The 20,266-nt window shown below is 74.8% G+C and carries 19 protein-coding genes and 2 pseudogenes; 4 read left to right on the plus strand and 17 right to left on the minus strand.

Going from position 1 to position 20,266, the window contains the following annotated elements; translation table 11 throughout:
* The first annotated feature begins 59 nt into the window (after positions 1–59).
* Positions 60–1,576: pseudogene (gene glpK / locus BJF88_RS04010) on the plus strand (glycerol kinase GlpK).
* A 348-nt stretch (positions 1,577–1,924) separates the two neighbouring features.
* Positions 1,925–2,434, plus strand: a complete 510-nt coding sequence (locus tag BJF88_RS04015) for a pyridoxamine 5'-phosphate oxidase family protein (protein WP_075827878.1) — start codon at positions 1,925–1,927, stop codon at positions 2,432–2,434.
* Between the two features lie 58 nt (positions 2,435–2,492).
* On the opposite strand, the gene BJF88_RS04020 is transcribed toward BJF88_RS04015, so the two are convergent.
* From BJF88_RS04020 to BJF88_RS21160, 3 genes are all read right to left on the minus strand, one after another.
* Positions 2,493–3,020 (minus strand): hypothetical protein, encoded by a 528-nt coding sequence (locus BJF88_RS04020; RefSeq protein ID WP_075827849.1) that lies wholly within the window; start codon positions 3,018–3,020, stop codon positions 2,493–2,495.
* A 76-nt stretch (positions 3,021–3,096) separates the two neighbouring features.
* The gene (locus BJF88_RS04025; RefSeq protein WP_139315901.1) at positions 3,097–3,567 is read right to left on the minus strand and encodes a hypothetical protein; all 471 of its coding nucleotides are present in this window, start codon (positions 3,565–3,567) and stop codon (positions 3,097–3,099) included.
* Positions 3,564–3,686, minus strand: a complete 123-nt coding sequence (locus tag BJF88_RS21160; protein WP_255371732.1) for a hypothetical protein — start codon at positions 3,684–3,686, stop codon at positions 3,564–3,566. Before BJF88_RS21160 ends, BJF88_RS04025 begins: the two co-directional genes overlap by 4 nt.
* A gap of 222 nt (positions 3,687–3,908) precedes the next feature.
* On the opposite strand from BJF88_RS21160, the gene BJF88_RS04030 reads away from it, so the two are divergent.
* Positions 3,909–6,614 (plus strand): LuxR C-terminal-related transcriptional regulator, encoded by a 2,706-nt coding sequence (locus BJF88_RS04030; protein WP_075827851.1) that lies wholly within the window; start codon positions 3,909–3,911, stop codon positions 6,612–6,614.
* Positions 6,615–6,663: 49 nt separating this feature from the next.
* Here the strand turns inward: BJF88_RS04030 and BJF88_RS04035 are convergent, their stop codons facing one another.
* A complete protein-coding gene (locus tag BJF88_RS04035) occupies positions 6,664–7,275 on the minus strand; it encodes a hypothetical protein (RefSeq protein WP_075827852.1) in 612 nt (203 codons plus the stop codon).
* Between the two features lie 402 nt (positions 7,276–7,677).
* Here BJF88_RS04035 and BJF88_RS04040 point away from each other — a divergent pair, with 402 nt between their 5' ends.
* Entirely contained in the window at positions 7,678–8,628 is a 951-nt protein-coding gene (locus tag BJF88_RS04040) for a hypothetical protein (RefSeq protein WP_075827853.1), read from the plus strand.
* 1,295 nt (positions 8,629–9,923) lie between these two features.
* Here the strand turns inward: BJF88_RS04040 and csrA are convergent.
* From csrA to BJF88_RS04105, 13 genes and pseudogenes are all read right to left on the minus strand, one after another.
* Positions 9,924–10,160: a carbon storage regulator CsrA gene (csrA, locus tag BJF88_RS04050; protein ID WP_075827855.1), complete on the minus strand. Its 237-nt coding sequence runs from the start codon at positions 10,158–10,160 to the stop codon at positions 9,924–9,926.
* 67 nt (positions 10,161–10,227) lie between these two features.
* Positions 10,228–11,082 carry a hypothetical protein gene (locus BJF88_RS04055; protein WP_139315902.1) on the minus strand — a complete coding sequence of 285 codons (855 nt, stop codon included), beginning with the start codon at positions 11,080–11,082 and terminating at the stop codon, positions 10,228–10,230.
* Positions 11,054–13,102: a flagellar biosynthesis protein FlhA gene (locus BJF88_RS04060; protein WP_255371736.1), complete on the minus strand. Its 2,049-nt coding sequence runs from the start codon at positions 13,100–13,102 to the stop codon at positions 11,054–11,056. The genes BJF88_RS04055 and BJF88_RS04060 overlap by 29 nt, the downstream gene beginning before the upstream one ends.
* A gap of 107 nt (positions 13,103–13,209) precedes the next feature.
* Positions 13,210–14,343, minus strand: coding sequence for a flagellar biosynthesis protein FlhB (locus BJF88_RS04065; RefSeq protein WP_075827858.1), 1,134 nt, complete (start codon positions 14,341–14,343; stop codon positions 13,210–13,212).
* Positions 14,343–15,095 carry a flagellar biosynthetic protein FliR gene (locus BJF88_RS04070; RefSeq protein WP_075827859.1) on the minus strand — a complete coding sequence of 251 codons (753 nt, stop codon included), beginning with the start codon at positions 15,093–15,095 and terminating at the stop codon, positions 14,343–14,345. Before BJF88_RS04070 ends, BJF88_RS04065 begins: the two co-directional genes overlap by 1 nt.
* Before the next feature lie 5 nt (positions 15,096–15,100).
* Positions 15,101–15,376, minus strand: a complete 276-nt coding sequence (locus BJF88_RS04075) for a flagellar biosynthetic protein FliQ (protein ID WP_075827860.1) — start codon at positions 15,374–15,376, stop codon at positions 15,101–15,103.
* 3 nt (positions 15,377–15,379) lie between these two features.
* Positions 15,380–15,940, minus strand: coding sequence for a flagellar type III secretion system pore protein FliP (gene fliP / locus BJF88_RS04080; protein WP_255371733.1), 561 nt, complete (start codon positions 15,938–15,940; stop codon positions 15,380–15,382).
* Positions 15,940–16,254 carry a hypothetical protein gene (locus BJF88_RS23040; RefSeq protein WP_187346193.1) on the minus strand — a complete coding sequence of 105 codons (315 nt, stop codon included), beginning with the start codon at positions 16,252–16,254 and terminating at the stop codon, positions 15,940–15,942. Before BJF88_RS23040 ends, fliP begins: the two co-directional genes overlap by 1 nt.
* On the minus strand, positions 16,251–16,823 hold the full coding sequence (locus BJF88_RS04085; RefSeq protein WP_075827861.1) for a flagellar biosynthetic protein FliO: 573 nt from the start codon (positions 16,821–16,823) through the stop codon (positions 16,251–16,253). The genes BJF88_RS23040 and BJF88_RS04085 overlap by 4 nt, the downstream gene beginning before the upstream one ends.
* A 5-nt stretch (positions 16,824–16,828) precedes the next feature.
* A complete protein-coding gene (locus BJF88_RS21165; protein WP_255371737.1) occupies positions 16,829–16,909 on the minus strand; it encodes a hypothetical protein in 81 nt (26 codons plus the stop codon).
* A 736-nt stretch (positions 16,910–17,645) separates the two neighbouring features.
* Positions 17,646–18,314 (minus strand): annotated as a pseudogene (locus BJF88_RS04095) (flagellar motor switch protein FliM); the annotation flags it as partial.
* A 122-nt stretch (positions 18,315–18,436) separates the two neighbouring features.
* Complete coding sequence (locus BJF88_RS04100; protein WP_083648843.1) at positions 18,437–19,489, minus strand: flagellar motor protein MotB; 1,053 nt, start codon at positions 19,487–19,489, stop codon at positions 18,437–18,439.
* Positions 19,489–20,262 carry a motility protein A gene (locus BJF88_RS04105; protein WP_075827863.1) on the minus strand — a complete coding sequence of 258 codons (774 nt, stop codon included), beginning with the start codon at positions 20,260–20,262 and terminating at the stop codon, positions 19,489–19,491. The genes BJF88_RS04100 and BJF88_RS04105 overlap by 1 nt, the downstream gene beginning before the upstream one ends.
* Between the last annotated feature and the right edge of the window lie 4 nt (positions 20,263–20,266).

Below are 20,266 nucleotides of genomic sequence, written 5' to 3' on the forward strand. Positions count from 1 at the left end.
CGGCCCGCACGACGCCGGCCCACCATCCCGTACACACCGACGTGAAGGACTGAACCACCATGGCCGACTACGTCCTCGCCATCGACCAGGGCACGACCAGCTCCCGTGCCATCGTCTTCAACCACTCCGGGGAGATCGTCTCCACCGGCCAGCTCGAGCACGACCAGATCTTCCCGCGGGCGGGCTGGGTCGAGCACAACCCCGAGCAGATCTGGAACAACGTGCGCGAGGTCGTCGGGCTCGCCCTGACGCGGGGGAACCTCACGCACGAGGACATCGCCGCCGTCGGCATCACCAACCAGCGCGAGACCGCGGTCGTGTGGGACCGGACCACGGGCAAGCCGGTCTACAACGCGATCGTCTGGCAGGACACGCGCACCCAGAAGATCGTCGAGGAGCTCGGCGGCTCCGAGGGCGCGGAGAAGTACAAGTCGATCGTGGGCCTGCCGCTCGCCACCTACTTCTCCGGGCCGAAGATCAAGTGGATCCTCGACAACGTCGAGGGCGCACGGGAGAAGGCGGAGAAGGGCGACCTGCTCTTCGGCAACACCGACACCTGGGTGCTGTGGAACATGACCGGCGGCACCGAGGGCGGCGTCCACGTCACCGACGTCACCAACGCCTCGCGCACCATGCTCATGGACCTCGACACGCTGTCGTGGCGCGAGGACATCGCCTCCGACATGGGCATCCCCATGTCGATGCTGCCCGAGATCCGCTCCTCGTCCGAGGTGTACGGCAAGGGCCGCCAGCGCGGCATGGTTCCCGGCGTGCCGATCGCCGGCATCCTCGGCGACCAGCAGGCCGCCACCTTCGGGCAGGCGTGCTTCGAGGTCGCCAGGCCAAGAACACGTACGGCACCGGCAACTTCCTCCTGCTCAACACCGGCACGGAGAAGGTCATGAGCAAGAACGGCCTGCTCACGACGGTCGCCTACAAGATCGGCGACGCGCCGCAGGTCTACGCGCTCGAGGGCTCGATCGCGGTCACCGGCTCGCTCGTGCAGTGGCTGCGCGACAACCTGGGCATGTTCGAGGACGCCCCCGACGTCGAGTGGCTCGCCCGCAAGGTCGAGGACAACGGCGGAGCGTACTTCGTCCCCGCGTTCTCCGGCCTCTTCGCGCCGTACTGGCGGCCCGACGCGCGCGGCGCGCTCGTCGGCCTCACGCGGTACGTGACCCGCAACCACATCGCGCGCGCCGCGCTCGAGGCGACGGCGTACCAGAGCCGCGAGGTCGTCGACGCCATGAACGCCGACTCGGGCGTCGACCTCACCGAGCTGCGCGTCGACGGCGGCATGGTCGCCAACGAGCTGCTCATGCAGTTCCAGGCCGACCAGCTCGGCGTCGACGTCGTGCGGCCCAAGGTCGCCGAGACGACGGCGCTCGGTGCCGCCTACGCGGCCGGCATCGCCGTCGGGTTCTGGAAGGGCGAGGAGGACGTCGTCGCGAACTGGGCCGAGGACAAGCGGTGGACGCCGTCGATGGACTCCGGCGAGCGCGACCGGCTCTACCGGAACTGGAAGAAGGCCGTGACGAAGACGATGGACTGGGTGGACGAGGACGTCGAGGTGTAGTCCTCGCGTTCCCGCTCTCTCCCGCGGAGGTTCCACCTTCGCGTCCGGAGGGGGTGGGGTGGTGCCGCCGGTCTTCCCTCCGCGCGCTCGTCCCTCGCGCGCTCCCGCCAGACCCGCCACGACCGGCGGCACCACCCCACCCCCTCCTTGCGTGTCACCTTCTCGCGGCACGACGGCGGGTGGTGGCGCGACCTCCTCGTCGCGCCGGAGGAGGGCGACGGCGGTCCGCGGCCCGGTCCGCCTCGTCGCCGTCCTGGGCGAGGACCGCGGTCGGCGGGCGGGGCGGCCCGGACCTGCCTAGCGTCGGAGGTGGTCGCGGTCCCGCGGCCCACGAAGACGGGAGACGCCATGACCGACACGCACCACGAGCAGCCGCACGCCGGCGCGGACGAGGTCGCCAAGGTCCGGGAGCTCGTGAAGGACGAGCGGATCGCGATGCTCACGACCGTCGCCGAGGACGGGAGCCTCGTCAGCCGGCCCATGGGCGTGCAGGCCGTCGACTTCGACGGCGACCTGTGGTTCTTCGCCGCGGAGGACTCGCACAAGGTGGCAGAGATCGCGCACGACTCCGCGGCGAACGCCGCGTTCTCCGGGTCGAGCTCGTGGGTGTCGCTGTCCGGGAGCGCGAGCGTGGTCCGCGACCGCGCGAAGATCCGCGAGCTCTGGAACGCCGTCGCCGACGCGTGGTTCCCCGACGGCCCCGACACCCCAGGCGTCGTCCTCATCCGCCTGCACGCCGACACGGCGGAGTACTGGGACTCCCCCGGCGGACGCGTCGCCACCCTCTTCCGGCTCGTGACGACGAAGGTCACGGGCAAGCCGTACGAGGGCGGGGAGAACGAGACCGTCCGGCTCTGAGGGCACGGGGCGGTCACCGCGTCGCCCGGTGACCGCCCCAGCGTCCCCTGTCGCGAGGTCAGGCGATCTGGTCGCGGCGGCCGCGCAGGAGCAGCAGCCCGCCGAGGACCAGCCCGCCGACGAGCAGCGTCAGCGGGTCCAGCGGGGCGTTGCGCGCCGGCTCCTGCGGCCCTGCGGCCGCGACGGGCGGGGCGTCGTCGCCGGCGCCCGACGACCGGTCGCCGGCCGGCCCGCCCCGCGACCCCGCGCCGGCCGCGACGGCCCCGGGCCGCCGCTCCACCGTCTCGTCCGGTGTCGCGGCGACCGCGACGAAGGTGTGCGACCACGTGGCGTCGCCCACGACGACGTACCCGTCGAAGGCGCCCGCCGTCACCGTGACGGCGCCCGCCGCGGCGTGCTCGCCCGGGCCGACGGGGACGTCGTCGACGCGGTACTCGACGCCCTCGACGTCCGGCACCCCGACCGTCCCCGCGGCGCCCTCGCCGGGCGTGAACGTGGGCGCGACCGGCTCGACCGCGACGGTGCCGGAGAACCGCAGCTCGACGAGCCACGGCGCGCCCTCGCCCGGGACCGCCTCGACCGGCACCCCGTCGACCTCCAGGCGGTGACCGGCGCCGCGGTGAGCGTCAGGACGACGACGGCCTCGTGGTCGACGTGGCCCGTCACCGCGTGCCGGCTACCGGGCTCGAGCACGACGCCCTGGGCGTCGGCGACGACCAGGCCCGCCACGTCCGGCACGACGTACGCGTCGCGGGTGCGTCGCCGTCGACCACCTCGGGGCGGACCGCCTCGACCGCGACCCGCCGGTCCAGGGCGGCGACCGCGACGGCCGTGGTGCCGTCCTCGCGCAGCAGCCGGTGCCCCGCCTCGGCGACGGCGACGACGACGTCCGGCGCCTCGTCCGGGGACGCGTCCAGGCGCCAGTGCCCGTCGACGGAGGTCGCGACGTCGGCCACGGGCAGGCCGTCCACCACCCACCGCACGCCCGGGGTCCGGGGCACCAGGTACGCCGTCACCGCCCCGTCCGGCGCGCGGCGCACCACCACCTCGGGCACGGCGACCTCCACCAGGGCCGAGCCGCTCGGCCGCGGCCCGGAGTCCCCGGGCGCGGCGGGGTCGGCGGTGACCATCACGCGCCCGGGGGCGTCCGCGGGCGCGCGGCGGCGGGCGTCGCGAGCGCGGCGGACGGCACCGCGACCGCGCACGCGGCCGCCGTCGCGACCAGCACGCGACGCAGGGCGGTTCGCTTCATCACCGTGCGGGCTCGGCGCCCACCCTCCTCCCCGGGCTCGGGTCGCGGCCGGTACGGCCCCGCAGACCCTATGCGTGCGCGCCCGGGCGCAGCCTGTCCGACACGCGGACCGTGTCGCGCACCGCGGCGGTGCCAGCGCCCGCCGGGGCGCACCGGGCGAAATCGGGCGCTGCCCGCGAGCGCGCGCGGCACCTCGCCTATGGTGAAGGTCGGATCGGCACGGTGCCGCTCCTGAGACGCGTCGACGACGCCGCCGACGTCACGTCCCTGGGCCGCACCGAGGGAGAGCGGGGAGGCGGCATGCCGGAGGTGGGATCGAGGGCGTCGCGGCTCTACGGCGCACCCCGCCCTCCGCACCTCGAGCTCGTCCGCGAACGGCTCCTCGACCGGCTCGACGCCGACGCCGCCCTGCGCGTCGTGCGCGGCCCGGCCGGCAGCGGCAAGACGTCGCTGCTCGCCGAGTGGGCACGCCGCCGCGGCGCGACCGGGGTGTGGTTCACCGCCACGCCCGCCACGTCGCGCCTCGACCTGTGGCGCGCCGTGGCCCGGCGGGCATCGCGCGCCGGGCTCGAGGGGTTCGACGCCGCGTTCGGACCGGGCGAGCTGGAGCCCGGGGAGATCCCGCAGCGTCTCGCCGAGGCCTTCCTCGCGGTGGCCGGCGACGTGGTGGTCGTCGTCGACGAGTACCAGGAGGTCGAGGGCGACGAGGTCCACGCCGACGTGCTCGCGCTGCTCCGGCTCTGCCCCACCCTGTGCGTCGCGGTGGCGACGCGCGCGGTGTCCCCGCTGGAGGCGCCCGCGGTCGGGCTCGAGCTCGACCGCACGGTGATCACCGCCGACCAGCTCCCGTTCACCCCCGACGAGACGGCGCGGGTGCTGCGCCACTCGCGGGTCCCGCTGGACCCGGCCGAGGCGCACGTGCGCACGGGTGGCCAGCCCCTGTACCTGCGCGTCGCGATGCTCGCCGCGGAGATGGCGGGGTCCCACGGGACGCCGGCGCACGTCCAGGTCGCGGACGAGCTCCTGCGCGCCGCCGTCGACAAGCAGCTGCAGGGACCGGCACGGCACCGCCTGGAGACGCTCCTCGTCCGGTGCGCGGTGCCGGAGATCCTCACCGCGGACCTCGCGGTGGCCCTCACCCGCGACCCGGAGGCACCCGACCTCCTGACCGTGCTGGAGGAGCGCGGTCTCGGCACCTGGGAGCGCCGCCCCTCGGGGCGGGTGTTCGTGCTGTTCCCCGTCGTGCGCACGCTCGTGCTGGAGACGGCGCGGCGCGAGCAGCCGGAGGAGTCCCACCGGCTCGAGCTCGCCGCCGCGCGCTGGTACCTCGCGAACGGCTACCCCGTGGAGGCGCTGGTGCACGCGGTCACGGCCGGCGACCTCGACGTGGCGTCAGCGGCCGTCTCGCGCTACTGGGCCGAGCTGCTCGAGCCGCAGACGCTCGCGCGGCTCGGCCATCTGCGACGCGTCCCCGTCCACGACCTGCGCCGCCATCCCCTCCTCGCCGGCGCGCTCGCGATCCACCACGACAGCGTGCCGGGCCAGCGCGGCGAGGCGATCGAGCTGTACCGCCTCGTGCTCGCGTCGATCAAGCCCCGCGCGCGGGCGGCCTCACCGACCGAGCGCGTGGTGCTCGAGGTGCTCGAGTCCGTCGCGATGCGCTCCACCGGGTCGGCCCAGCGGGCGATCGACCCCGCGCGCCGTGCCCGGCGGTCGCTCGGCGAGCTGCGGCTGGACGAGCGCCGCCAGCTCACGCGCGAGCTCCCCCGCCTGCGCGCCGAGATCGCCCTGTCCCTCGCCCGCGCGGGCGCGTCGGGCGAGGCGCTGTCGGTGCTCGAGGACCTGGGGGACTCGCCCACGGAGAACCCGCGCACGCTGTACGGCCTGTCCCTGCGGGCTCTCGTCCACGCCCTGCGCGGCGACATGCCGGAGGCCGAGCGCGACCTCGACGTCGTCGACGCGTCGCCGCACGAGCCGGTGCACGCCGGGCGCGACGACGACCTCTACCGCCTCGCCCGCGCGCTCGTGCACCTCGAGCGGTTCGACGCGCGCGGCGCGCAGGCGCACCTCGACGTGATGCGCCCGCACCTGCCCACGCTCGAGTCCCGCCCGCTGTTCGCCACGGTCCAGGCGTACGTCGACCTGACGGCGTTCGAGACGGCGCTCGGCAGCGAGCGCCTGCGGCGGTACGTGGAGTCCGAGCGCGGTGCGCGGCGCATCTCGACGCGCAACATCGAGCAGCTGGGCTACGCCGGGGGCCTGCTCAACCTCGCGCGCGGGCGGATCGGGGCCGTCCACGCCCTGCTCAAGGTCGCTCCGGCGCAGTCCCCGCGCACGCCCCTGCTCCGCGCGCACGTCGCCCTGCTCACGGACGGGTGGCAGTCCGCGCGCGACGTGCTCGTGGAGCACACGCCCGGGCCGGACGCCTCGCCGCGGCTGCGCGTGGCGCACTGGACCCTGCTCGCCGCCACGCTCACGCACGCCGACGACGAGACCGCGGCCTGCGACGCGCTCGGCAAGCTCGCGGCCGTGGCGGAGGACCGCGGGCTGCGGTTCGCGCTCGCCCTGCCCCCGCACGCCGACCTGCTCGCGCTCGCGGAGCTCGCGGCACGCAGCAGGGACCAGACGGCGCAGCGCGTCCTCGCCGACGCGGACCGCGTCCCCGAGCTGTTCGTGCCCGTCACGGACCTCCCGCAGCCCCTCACCGACCGGGAGGTCGTGGTGCTCGACGCGCTGATGCGGCACGCGACGGCGGCCGACATCTCGCGCAGCCTCATGGTCTCGGTGAACACCGTGAAGAGCCAGCTGCGGTCGGTGTACCGCAAGCTCGGCGTGCGCCGGCGCGAGGACGCGCTGGCGAAGGGCATCGACCTGGGTCTCATCGCCGCGGACCACGTCGACCCGGCGAGCGTGCTCGGCGATCTGTGAGACCGGGCGGCGAGACCCGGCGCGGCGTGCGGGCCGCGCCGCAGGACCGTCAGACGAGGTCGTCGACGATCTTCGCGGACGCGCGCATCTCCTGCCGCGCCCGGTCGTCGTCGATCTCGGCGCCGGCGGCGACGAGCGCGGCCCGGCGCAGCCAGGAGAACAGCACGAGGACCGGGTAGCTGTCGTCGCCGAGGTACACCCGACGCCGCCACGACGCCCACGCGACAGCGCGCGAGAGGGCGGTGACCGGGTCGTCGAGCGCGCTCGCGGCGTGGGCCGTGTTCTCCCACCCGTGCTCGGCCTCGCTCATGAGGCGGGCGCCGTCGCGACCGAGCGGCCGGGCGAGGGCGGCGAGCCCGATGTCCTCGCGGATCTCCGTCGCCTCGGTCGGGACGAGGTCGAGGCCGTCGCGGTACGTGCCGAACGTGGCGGGGTCCACGTGCCGCCACGGGTCGTGCTCGGGGAGCGAGTCGACGATGTCCGTGAGCGTCCCCGCGAGGAGCGTGACCGCACGGAGGCGGTGGCTGCGGGCCTGGTCCCGCATCGCCTCGAGCGTCGCGACGCGCTCGTCCGGGTCGAGCAGCGGCTCGACGAGGCCGACGGCCCAGGCCGCCCAGGTGGTGTCGTCCCACGCGGCCGGCCTGCCCTCGTCGGGGCTCATCGCTGCTCCACCCGTCGGAGCCGCCGGGCACCCCTGCCCCGTGCGCGACGCGACGCAGGCGGCGTGGCGGACGTCGGGACCGCGACGCGCGGCGGGCGGGTCGGCGTGCAGGCCGCTGCGACCATGCCCCCACCTCCTGCTCTCGTCCCCGTGTCCGTGCCCCCGCCCGGCGAGACGTTCGCCCAGGCCGCAGTGTACCGACGCCGCGCCGCGTCCACGAGGCGGCGCGGCGGAGCACCGCACGCTCCGCCGCGGACGCGTCGGGGGAAGTCGCCGGTCCCGCCGTGCGCCGCCGCGGCACCCCCGTGGCGCGCGCCCGCGGGGATGAAAAAAGGGTGAACCAGAGTGTGAAAGAAGCGTGTACGAGTGCAGGAGGACCTGCTGCCACCCCATCCTTGAACCGTGAACTACCAGATTGCTCCGAGCACGCACCCCGAGCGGGTGCGCGAGGCGTCGGTGCACGCCGTCGAGGAGGGTCTGACGGCGGAGGTCGTCGACGGCGACACCGTGCGCGCGGAGGTCGAGCGCATCGTCGCGCTCGAGGACGACGCGCGCTACCGCGCCGAGGTGTCGGCGTTCCTCGCCGAGCACCGCACGCACTGGCGCCGGATGGCCGTGCACCTGTGCCGCGCCAACGCCGTGCCGACGGCGCGCTTCCTGGACGACGTGGACGCGATCGTCACCGCGACCGCGTGGGAGATGCTCGAGCGCTCCCGCCAGGACCCCGGCTACCTGCGCACGATGCGCTCGTTCCTCGCGATCGTCGTCTACACCGCGCGGCCGAAGGTGCGCTCGTTCGTCGACCACGCGACCGCGCCGGCCTCGGGCATGGTGGCCGCGCAGCGGCGTCGGCGCGAGCTCGCGCGCACCCGGTCCGAGCTCGCCGCGCTGCGCGGCACGGCACCGTCCGTCGAGGAGGCGGTCCGGGCGACGAACGAGCGCCTCGGCGCCCACCGCGCCGACGTGGTGCGACAGGGCATGGTCGTGTCGGAGGCGGACGAGCTCGTCATGCGGGGCGCGCTGCCGTTCGACGACGCGCTCGACGCGGACACCCACGTCGACGACGACCCGGACTGCGTGCTGCACCCGGTCGAGGTCCCGGCGCTGCTGCGGTCCGTCGTGGACGCCGCGCGCGCGGAGCACCCGGCCCGCGGACGGGTCGCCGCGCTGTGGATGTCGGAGGCGTACGGTGGCGGGGGCCCGCTGCCCGGCCAGGACACCGTGGTGTGGATCTCGCGCACGCTCGGTCTCCCGCGCCGCCGCACGCTCGCGCACATCGAGCGCGTGCGCGAGCTCGCCGTGGAGCAGCTGCGGACCATGGGGATCGACGTCGGCGCGCTGGAGCACGCGTGAGCGGTGCGAGAATGCGCACCACGGGGTAGCAGGTGCGTCGCAGGGATGCAGGGGGACGCAGGGGTACGGGGGGACAAGGGAATGTCTGACGCAGGGGCGGGGTGGCGGCACCCCGGTGTGCGCGGGGTGCTCGCCGGCGTCGCGCGGATGCCGAGCGCGGCGCGCGAGCACGCCCTCGCGGTCGTGGTCGAGCAGCACGACGCGGAGCTCGACCGCGACGCCCGACGCCTGGTGCGCACGCTCGGGGTCGCCGAGCCGGACCGCGCGGCCGCCCTCGAGGTCGTGGGGACCGTGCAGCGCGCCGTCCTGCGCGACGCGGTCGCGGGTCGCCGTGCCGTGGACGGCCGGTCGTGGACGCCCACCGTGCGTTTCGAGGCGGTGCGCGCCGTCGGGCACGAGGCCGCGCAGGGCCGGCTCGCCGTGACCCCCTACCAGCACCGGCTGGCCGCCGACCGCGCCGCGCTGCTCGCGCTGCGCCAAGCGGCCGCCGCCACCGACCGCGCGATCGCCCAGGCCGTGCCGCAGGCCGGCGCCCCCCGCCGCGCCGCCCTCCCGGGCATGGTGTTCCCGCCCGTGCCGAAGGTCGTGGCGCCGCCGACGCTCGTCCCCCGCACGCAGGCGGTCCGCCGCGGCGTCGGCCACCCGGCCGCGGCGACCGGTCCGGCGCGCAGCAGCCACGCCACGCGGTCCGTCCGCTTCGGCGCGGCGGCCGCCCTGTCCAGCGTCACGCTCATCTTCGGCGCCGCGATCGCGCCGGCCGACGACAACGTGCCGGAGGGCGCCACCGGCGACTTCGAGCTGGACAGCCTCCAGCTCCAGCCGTTCGGGCTCAAGCCCTTCGACCTCGACGGCGTCGAGCCGACGACCGGGCCCGAGGGCGAGGAGGTGGAGGAGGTCCCGCAGGTCGTCCCTGCGCCGGAGCCCTCCCCGACGCCGAGCGCGACGGCGGAGCAGCCGGCCCGCCCCGCGCCCGAGCCGGCCCCGCGCCTCGCCGACGCTGCGGCACCGCAGCCCGCGCCCGAGCCGGCCCCCGCGCCGGCGCCCGTGGCGCCGTCGCCCGGTGCCACCCCGCCGGCCCCCGACCGGGCGGCGACCCGTCTGACGCCCGGGCGCGACGGCTGGGACTCGGCGCGCGACGAGTGGCAGCGCCTGCAGGACGAGTGGGACCGCGCCCGCGAGGAGTGGGAGCGTGCGCGCGACGACTGGCGCCGCGCACGCGAGACTGGCACGGCGGCTGGGAAGGCTCCTGGCGGGGTTCCTGGTAGTCCGGCTCGCCAGCGGCGTCGACGGCCCCCTCAGGAGGCCCGGCGCAGCCCCAGCAGGGCCCGCACGTCCGTGCCGTCGGCCGGCGCCGATGCGGCGGCACGGTTGTCCTCCGCCACCTGGTCCACGATCTCGGCCCGGTGGATGCGTACGTCCCGGGGCGCCTCGATGCCGACGCGCACGCCGTCCTTGCTCACGGACACCACCGTGACGACGACGTCGTCGCCGATGAGGATCCGCTCGCCCACCTTCCGGCCCAGCACCAGCATCCGCGTCCTCCTGACGTCCCGCGGGTCCTCCTGACCCGCCCCCGTGCCCTATGCACCCCGTCGTGGGTCAGCGTGCGTCCCAGCCGACGGGCAGCCCCAGCACCTCCACGCTCTCGGGCGTGAGCGTGAGCTCGTGACCCACGACGACCATCGCGCGCACCTCCGCCAGGCGCCGGACGGCACCGACCCAGGCGGCGGTGTCGGCGGGCTTGCGCGAGGCGTCGACCACGACCCACACCTCCTCGGGACCGAGCTCCTCGAGGAGCGCCCGGGCGCCCGCCGCGTCCACGCCGATCCCCAGCGCGACGGCGGTCGCCGCCCCGGCGCGCACCCCGCGGGCACGCGCCTCGGTGGCCGCGCGCCGGTCCTCCACACGTGGGGCCCCGTCGGCGTCGGCCGTGCCGGTGTCCGCGAGGCCGGCGTACGCCACGAGGTGCCCGAGCCGCGCCCCCATGGCGCGCGCCACCGGGACGGCGTCCTGCCCGAGCCCGACGAGCGCCACGAGGTCGCCCGGCGCGGTGGACGGCCCCGCGGGCGCGGCCGCCGCGGGCGGGGCGAGGATCGTGGTCTCGGCGACCAGCTCGTCCAGCAGGGCGGCGAACTCCTCGCCGCCGGTGGAGACCTCGAGGTCGTCCGCGCGCGACGGGCGCAGGCGGTCGCCGTCGTCCGCGTCGTCGAGCAGCGCCGCGATGCCGGCCCGGCGGGCGGCGGGGAAGCGCACACCGGCCGCGGGCAGGGGCGCCGTCGAGCCGCCCGTCACCTCGACGACGGCCTCGTAGTGCTGGCGACCGAACAGCCCCTTGAACCCGCCGGTGATCACGCGCTCCGCGGAGACGATCCGGACGTCGGGCCCGTGGGCGCGGCGCGCCTCGTCGAGGATCGCCTGGAGGGTCTCACCCTCGAGCCGCAATCGCCTGGGCATCGTTCACCACCCCCACGGTCTCGACGAGGGCGTTGCCGGCGACGACCTCGGTGTAGGAGAGCACCGGCAGGTCGGGCAGCTGCGTCGCGGTGAGGCGACGCACGGCGGGGCGCAGGGACGGCGCGCAGACGAGGACGACCTCGTCGCCGGCCCGGCGGGCCGCGAGGACGCGCTCGGCCACGGTGCTCCGGAACGCGTCGAGACGGGCCGGGTCGACGACGATCGTCGAGCCGTTCTCCCCGCCGGGCTGGCGGCCGGCGAGCAGCGCCTGCTCCAGCGCGGGGGCGATCGTCAGCACGCGGATCGTGCCGCCCACGGTGTGCCCCGCCGGGATCGCCGGCCCGAGGGCCGCCCGGGCGGACTCGATCAGGTGCTCCGGCTCGGTGGACCGCTTCGCGGCCAGCGCCAGCGCCTCGTAGATGCGCGGCAGGTCGTTGACGGCGACACGCTCCTCGAGCAGTCCCTGGAGCACGCGCTGGATCTCGGCGAGGGACAGCAGCGCCGGGGTGAGCTCGTCGACGGCGGACGGGTTCGTCCGCTTGACCTCGTCGGTGAGGACCCGCACGTCCTCGCGCGAGAGCAGCCGCGCCGCGTGGGCCGTGATGATCGCCGACAGGTGCGTGACGAGCACCGACACCCGGTCGATGACGGTCGCGCCCGCCATCTCGGCGCTGTGCCGCATCTCGACCGGCACCCACTTGCCCTCCATGCCGAACACGGGGTCGACCGTGGTCTGCCCGGGCAGGGTCGTCAGGCCCTCGCCGAGGGCGAGCACCTTGCCGGCCGGGGCCTGGCCGCGCCCCGCCTCGACGCCCGCGATGCGCACCGCGTACGTCGACGCCGGCAGCTCGATCGAGTCGCGCGTGCGGACCGGCGGCACGACGACGCCCAGCTCCATGGCGATCTTGCGGCGCAGCGCCCGCACGCGGCCCAGCAGGTCGTCGTGCGCGCCGGTCACGAGGTCGACGAGGTCGGGCGCGAGCAGGATCTCCAGCGCGTGGACGCGCATCTGCTCGATGAGGTTCTCGTTGCTGTCCGGCGCGCTCGCCTCGCTCTGCTCGAGCTGTTCCGCCGCCGCCCGCGCGAGCTCGGCGCGCCGGTGGCTCGCGCGGATCTGCTGCGCGGCGACGAGCAGCCCGACGCCGAGGACGAGGAACGGCAGGCGGGGCATGCCCTCGATGAACGACATGGCGATCGCCGCGACCCCGGCGATGGCGACGGCCTGGCTCGACTGCACGAGCTGGCTCGAGGCCTGGGAGCCGACGTCGCCCTCGTCGGAGTTCGAGCGCGTGACGATCATGCCCGTCGCGACCGCCATGAGCAGCGCCGGGACCTGTGTCACGAGGCCGTCGCCGATGGTGAGGATCGAGTACGTGTCGACCGAGTCCATGACGGGCAGCCCGTGCATCACCACGCCGATGACGATGCCGCCGACGAGGTTGATGAGCGTGATGACGATGCCCGCGATCGCGTCGCCCTTGACGAACTTCGACGCGCCGTCCATCGCGCCGTAGAAGTCGGCCTCCGCGGAGATCTCGGCACGCCGGGCGCGGGCGTCCTTCTCGCTGATGAGGCCCGCGTTGAGGTCGGCGTCGATCGCCATCTGCTTGCCGGGCATCGCGTCGAGCGTGAAGCGCGCGCCCACCTCGGCCACGCGCTCGGCGCCCTTGGTGATGACGAGGAACTGGATGACGACGAGGATGAGGAACACGACCATGCCGATGACGAAGTTGCCGTCGACGACGATGTGGCCGAACGCGCCGATGACCTCGCCCGCGTACCCGTCCCCGAGCACGAGGCGCGTCGAGGCGACGTTGAGCCCGAGCCGGAACAGGGTCGCGACCAGCAGCAGCGACGGGAAGACCGAGAAGTCGAGCGGCTTCTTGACGAACATCGACGTCAGCAGGATCACGAGCGACAGCAGGATGTTGACGATGATGAGCACGTCGAGCATCGCCGCCGGGACCGGCACGACGAGCAGCAGCACGATGCCGACGACGCCGAGCGGGACGGCCACCATGGTCAGGGACTTGTTTCGCACGCGGGACGCTGGTCCTTCCGGGTCCTGGGGCGGCGCCGCGGGTGCCACCGGGACGCCCTATGCGTCCCCGGCCGCCCGCAGCAGGCTCACGCGGCCTGCGCCTCCTCGGCCGGCGGCCACTCCCCCGGCGCGATCGCCGGCTTCGTCATGCGGTGCGGCACCGCCGAGACCGCCGCGCCGCGCCGCGAGAGCGCCATGACGAACGCGAGCACGCGCGCGACCGCCATGTAGAGCTCGACCGGCACCTCCTGCCCCACGTCGCAGGCGTGGTGCAGGGCGCGCGCGAGGGGCACGTCGCGCACCATCGGCACGCGCGACTCCTCGGCCTTCTCGCGGATGCGGGCCGCGACGTGGTCCGCGCCCCTGGCGACGACGCGCGGTGCCGAGCGCCCGGGCTCGTAGCGCAGCGCGACGGCCACGTGGGTGGGGTTCACGACGACGACGTCCGCGTCCGCCACCGACGCGATCATGCGGTTGCGCGACATGGCGCGCGCCATCGAGCGGCGCTGCGACCGCACGAGCGGGTCGCCGTCGGTGCTCTTGTGCTCGTCCTTGAGCTCCTTCTTCGTCATGCGCGTCTTCTTGCGGTTGCGCCGCGCGACGACGAGGAGGTCGAGCAGCGCGAGCCCGACGCCCGCGGCGATCGCCCACAGCAGCAGCGACCGGACCCCGGACCCGGCGGCCTCGAGCAGCGACGCGACGGGCAGGCCGCCGGCGGACAGCAGCACGGGCATGAGCGACTGGACGACGACGTAGAGCACGACGCCCACGACCGTCGTCTTGAGCAGCGCCTTCGCCCCGTTCCACAGCGCCTGGGGCCCGAACGTCTGCTTGAGCCCGTTCACCGGGCTGAACTGGCTGAACTCGCCGCGGAGCTTCTTCAGGTGCAGCCCGCCCTGGGCGACGGAGGCGACGAGCACCGCGAGCGCCGTCGCGGCGAGCAGGGGGGCCGCCGTCGGGAGCAGCGAGGCGAGCCCGTCCTGGAGGAGCTCGAGCGCGACGGCCGGCTGCGGGTCCTCGATGACCGTCCGCAGGGAGAGCACCTGCTCGGCGGCCGCGTCCGACGCAGCGCCGAGCACGAGCGGCACGACGGCGGCCGCCGCGGCGACCCCGACCCACGCCGTGAGGTCCTGGGACTTGCCGAGCTGGCCCTTGGACCGGACCTCCTTCATCCTGCGCTCGGAGGCCTTCTCCGTCCTCTCCTCGGTGGTGTCGGCCATCAGCCCACCCCTCCCATCCGTGCCAGCGCCTGCCCGGTGAGGGTCGCCACGACATGCGGCAGCACGACGAGGACCGTGCCCACCAGGGAGAGCGTGAGGAAGATCTTCAGCGGGAAGCCCATCGCGAACGCGTTGAGCGCGGGCGCGACCCGGTTGACGAGGCCGAGGCCGACGTCGGCGAGGAACAGGACCACGATGATGGGCCCCGCGATCTGCAGCCCGGCGAGGAACGACGCGGTGAGCGCCTCGACGAACGACTCGGCGGGGATCGCGACCAGGGAGCCGACGGGCACGGCGTCGTAGGAGCGGGCGAGGCCGAGCACGACGAGCTGGTAGGCGTCCGAGGTGAACATGAGCACGACCGCCGCGAGGGCGAACAGGCGCGTGAACTGGGCGCCGTTGACGTTCGTCTGGGGGTCGAACGCCATCGCGAGCGAGAAGCCGCCGAAGAGGTCGAGGTGGGAGCCCGCAGCGGTGATCGCCGAGAACACGACCATGACGAGGGCGCCGAGCACCGCCCCGGTGAGCGCCTCGGCGACCAGGTAGCCGACGAACCGGCCGGTGCCGACCGGCTCGTACGCGGGCGTGACCTGCGCGGAGACGACCAGGCCGAGGGACACGGCGAGGATGGCGCGCACCTGGCGCGGGACCGCGTTGTGCGAGAACGGCGGCGCCAGCACCATGAACGCCGCGATGCGCACGCCCGCCAGCATCGTGGCCTCGAGCCACGCCTGGTCGACGGCGAGCTCCACCGGGATCAGCCGCCGTTCAGCAGCGACGGGATGAGGTCGAACATCGCGTGCGTGAAGGTCACGAGCTCGCTGATCATCCAGTTGCCGCACACGAGGAGCGCGACCGCGGCGGCCACGGCCTTGGGCACGAACGAGAGCGTGATCTCCTGGATCTGGGTCACGGACTGCACGAGCGAGACGGCGAAGCCGACGACGAGCGCGGTGACGAGCACCGGCGCGGCGAGCTTGGCGGCGAGGACCATCGCCTGGGTGGCGATGTCGAGGACGGCGGTGGTGTCCACGGCTCACCCCGCCCCGTACGTGCCGATGAGGGAGGTCGTGATGAGCCCCCAGCCGTCGACGAGGACGAAGAGCAGCAGCTTGAACGGCAGCGAGATCATCGTGGGCGGCAGCATCATCATGCCCATGCTCATGAGGGCGGCGGACACCACGAGGTCGATGACGAGGAACGGCACGAACACGACGAAGCCGATGATGAACGCGGCCCGCAGCTCCGAGATGACGAACGCCGGCACGAGCGTCGTGAGCTCGACGTCGGCGGGGTTCGCGGGGTTCGGCAGGTCGGCGGCGCGCGTCATGAGCGCGAGGTCCTCCTCGCGGGTGTGCGCGAGCATGAACTCGCGCAGGGGTGCGGCGCCCGCCTCGAGCGCCTGGGTGAACGTCGTCGTGCCGTCGAGGTAGGGCTGCACGGCGGTCGCGTTGATCTCGCCGACCACGGGCGCCATCACGAACAGCGAGAGGAACAGCGCGAGGCCCGCGAGCACCATGTTCGGCGGCACCGTCGGCGTCCCGAGCGCGTTCCGGGTCAGGGCGAGGACGACGAAGATCTTCGTGAAGGACGTCATCATGAACAGCAGCGTCGGGGCGAGCGACAGCAGCGTGATGCCGACCAGGGTGACGAGCGACGACGACGGCTCGCCGTTCGGGCCGTTGATCTCGAGGGAGATGCCGCCGCCCGCGTCCTGCGGGTCGGCCGGGTCGGCCGGGGGTGCGGGGCGTCCGGGTCGACGGGCGCGGCGCCGGCGTGCGGGGCGAGCAGGACCGTCGCGACGACGACGAGCAGCACGACCGCGACGAGCACGCCCGTGCGGAGCCCGGCGCGCGGCAGGGCGCGCGGGCGTCCGGGCAGGTGCTCGCGCACGGGTGCGGCAGGACTCATCGGCGGGCGCCGCCCAGCACCGCCTGCGCCGCCCGGCGCCAGGTGTCGCGCGCGAGGAACGTCTCCAGAGCGGTCGACCCCGTGGTCGCGGCCGACCGTGCCGCGGCCGTGCGCGCGGCGCGGGTCGGCGCCTCGTGCCGGGGCGGGAGCTCGGGCCAGGGGTGGGGCCGCTGCGCCTCCTCGGCGAGCCAGCGCTCCGCGGCCGAGACGACGTCGTCGAAGCTCTCCGGGGTGCCCGGCCCCGGCGTGTCCCGCGCCGGTCCCGGCGCGAGCGCCGCAGGCGTGGACGCAGACGCGGACGCGGACGGGACCGTGCCGGTGCGCACGGGGCCGTCAATCACCGTGACCGACCCCTCGGTGACCCCGAGGAGGTAGCGCTTGCCGCCCGCCTCCAGCAGGACGGCCGCGCTCTTCTGCGTCAGGCCCTGGCGCGCGACGACCGTCAGCTGCTCGTCGCGTCCCGCGGACGCCGAGCGCGTGCCCCGGCCGGCCACGCGGTACGACACCCACAGCAGCCCGAAGACGACCGCCAGGGAGAAGACGACCCGCACGACGGTGGTGAGGTCCACGGCGGTCAGTCGTCCGCGTCGAGGATCTTGGTGATGCGCACGCCGTAGTCGCCGCCGTCGACGACGACCACCTCGCCCTTGGCGATGGTCCGCCCGTTGAGCTGGACGTCCGCGGGGCGCCGGCGGACCGGTCGAGCTCGACCACGCGCCCGGCTCGAGGTTGAGCACGTCGCGGACCGGCATGCGCGTGTGCCCGACGATGACGGCGACGTTCATCTCGACGCCGGAGATGCGGGCGAGCCGGTCGCCCGTCACCGCCTCGTCGGGCAGCCCGCGGATGGGCGTGCGCGTGCGCACGACGAACCACCCGGCCGTCGCGCCACCGGTGGTGGACAGCTCGAGGACGACAGACTGCTCGTCCTCGAAGAGGTCGGTGGCGTCGCCGACGTGGAGCTCGCCGAGCACGCCCACGCCGGTCGTCGCGCCGGCGGCCTCGAGGGCGGGGCGCAGCACGTCGGTCACGTCGACGCTCGCCGACTCCGACGCGTCGGCCAGCGACCCCTGGTCGATGAGGGCCAGCGCCATGTCGGTGCTCGCCTCGCGACGTACGAGGCGACGACGGCTGGGTGGCCTGCGGCCCGACGGGGCCCCGCCGGAGAGGGCGGCCGTGAGCGGCGTGCTCGTCGGGACGAGAGCGACGAGCGCGCGGGCCGCCTCGGTCGCGACCTCGAGGCGGGACGGTCGACCGTGCTGGCGGTGGTCATGGTCAGTTCTCCTCGGTGGTGACGATGCGGCAGGCGAGACGGGACCCGGAGGACCCCACGCGCCGCGGGCCAGGACGTGGCCGTCGACGACGACGTCGAGCGGGCGCGAGCGCGGGTGGGGCAGGCGGACGACGTCGCCCACGGCGAGGCCCATGACCTCGGCCGGCGTCATCGACGCAGCGGCCAGCTCGACGCTGACGTCGACGAGCGCGCGCGCGAGGTGCTGGCGGGTGCGCGCGCCGGCGTCGGACGGGTCGTCGGCCGGGTTCGCCTCGCCCATGTTCGGCAGCAGCGCGACGGACGGCAGCGCGAGCGTCGCGCGGCACGACCGCTCCCCCACGCGCAGCGCGAACTCGGCGACGATCATGAGCTCCGCCGTCGGCGCGGCCTGCGCGAACTGGGAGTTGTGCTGGATCGACGCGATCCTCAGCGGGTTCTCGAGCAGCCGGCCCAGCGAGTGGCGCAGGTCGCGCAGCGTCTCGGTGAGCAGCGACGTCATGAGCGTGCGCTCGACGTCGGTGAACTTGCGGTCGATCTCGGGGATGTACGAGCCGGCGCCGAGCATGTGCGCGATCCACGTGAGGGCGTCGGTGTGCGGGAACTCCAGCACGGCGCGCGGGGCGATCCCCTCGACGTCGCACACGACGACCGTCGTGGTCATCGGCAGGTCGGCGACGTAGTCGTCGTACGTCCGCATCGTCACGGAGGTGAGCCCGACCTGCGACACGACGCGGACCCGCGCCGTGAGCTGCGTCCCCCACTGGCGCGCGAAGCTCTCGAACGCCATCTCGAGGATGCGGTAGTGCTCGCGCACGAGCGTCGTCGGCCGCCGGAAGTCGTAGACCTCGACCTTGCGCCGGCCGGCAGGCCGGTCGACGCGGACGGGTGTCGTGGTGGTCACGTCGCGTCCTATGCGCCGGGGCGCGGCGGAGCCTGCGCGCCGCCGCGGGGGCGACGGGGCGCTCGGGCCCGGCGGCGGTGCGGTCGTCGGCGGGGTCGTCGGCTCGGATCAGTCCTCGGCGGAGGGCGCACCGCCTCCGGGTGCGGCGGCCTCGGCCGCGTCCCCGCTCCCGCCGTCGGCGCCGCTGCCGCGCCGTCGCCCGTCCCGCCGGCGCCCGTCCCGCCGTCCGCAGCCGCCGCGGTCAGCGCACCGCTGAGCACGCCCGGGATGAGCGCGCGCACCGCCTCGGGCTGGGCCGACAGCACCATGATGTCGACGCGTCGGTTCATCGCGAGCGCCTCGTCGCTCGTGCCCTCCGCGATCGGGCGCGCGGAGCCGAAGCCGAGGGCCGCGATGCGGTGCGCGGCGACGCCGTCCTGCTCGACGAGGTGGCGCAGCACCGCCGTCGCCCGGCCCGAGGAGAGCTCCCAGTTGGTCGCGTACCGCGTGCCGACGTGCGCGCGCTGGTCGGCGTTGCCCTCGACCTGGATCTCGTAGGAGGTCGGGGCGAGGACGGGGCCGACGGCGTCGAGCACGGCCCGGGCGTCGGCGGTGAGGTCCGCGCTGCCCGGCGTGAAGAACGTGTCGGCGGAGACCAGGCGCACCGTGAGGCCGCGCTCGTCGATCTCGAACCGCACCGCGTCGGACCGTCCCTCCGAGGCGAGGTCGCGCGACATCGCGTCACGCAGCGCCGTGAGGTCGGCGACCTCGGCGATCGCCCGCTCGAGGTCGGTCTCGAGCTCGGACTCGACGCCGTCCTCCACGGGCTCCTCGGCCGGGTTCTCGATCACCGCCTCGACGACCACGCCGTCCTCGACCGTGCCGAAGCCGGCCGCGAGCGACGACTTGAGCTCCTGGTACTTGGCCTGGTCCACCGAGCTGATGGCGAACAGGACGATGAACAGGCACATCAGCACGGTGACCATGTCCATGTACGAGACCATCCAGCGACCGCTGCCGCCGGTGTCGTGGCCGCCCCCGCCACCGCCCCCGCCGTGGCCCCGCGCGCCGCGCCGTGCCATCAGGCCGCCTTGTCCGTGGGCAGGTACCGCTCGGGGACCATCGTCCGCAGGCGCTCGTCGATGACGCGCGGCCGCGACCCGGCCTGGATCGACATGTAGCCCTCGAGGAGGACGTTGAGGCGTTCGACCTCGAGGTCGGACAGGCGCTTGAGCTTGGCGCCGATGGGCAGCCAGATGAAGTTGGCGGAGAGGATGCCCCACAGGGTCGCGATGAACGCGGCGGCGATCATGTGCCCGAGCTCCGACGGCTCGGACAGGTTCTCGAGCACGTGCGTCAGCGAGACGACGGTGCCGACGATGCCGATCGTCGGCGCGTACCCGCCGATCGCGTTGTAGAAGTCGTACGCGACGGCGTCCTCGCGCGCCTTGGTGTCGATGCGCTCCTCGAGCATGGTGCGCAGCTGGTCGGCGTCCGCGCCGTCGGCGAGCGACTGCAGGGCGCTGCGCTGGAACGGGTCGTCCGTCTTCTGCGACTCGGCCTCGAGGGCGAGGAGGCCGCCGTCGTTCTGGACGGTCTCCGCCGCGCGCACGACCTCCTCGATCGCCTCGCCGGGCTTGGCCACCTTCCCGGTGAAAGCGCGCGGCAGCGCCTTGAGCGCCACGATCGAGTCCTTGAGCGTCCCCGACGCGATGGCGACGAAGATGCTCGCGCCGAACACGAGGATGATCGGGGCCGGCAGGAGGATCGAGGTGATGTGGGCGCCCTCGAGGTAGACCATCGCGACGAGCGAGCCGAACGCGACGAGGATGCCGATGATGGTTGCGGGGTCCATGGGT

The sequence above is a fragment of the Cellulosimicrobium sp. CUA-896 genome (assembly GCF_001942335.1).
Taxonomy (GTDB): domain Bacteria; phylum Actinomycetota; class Actinomycetes; order Actinomycetales; family Cellulomonadaceae; genus Cellulosimicrobium.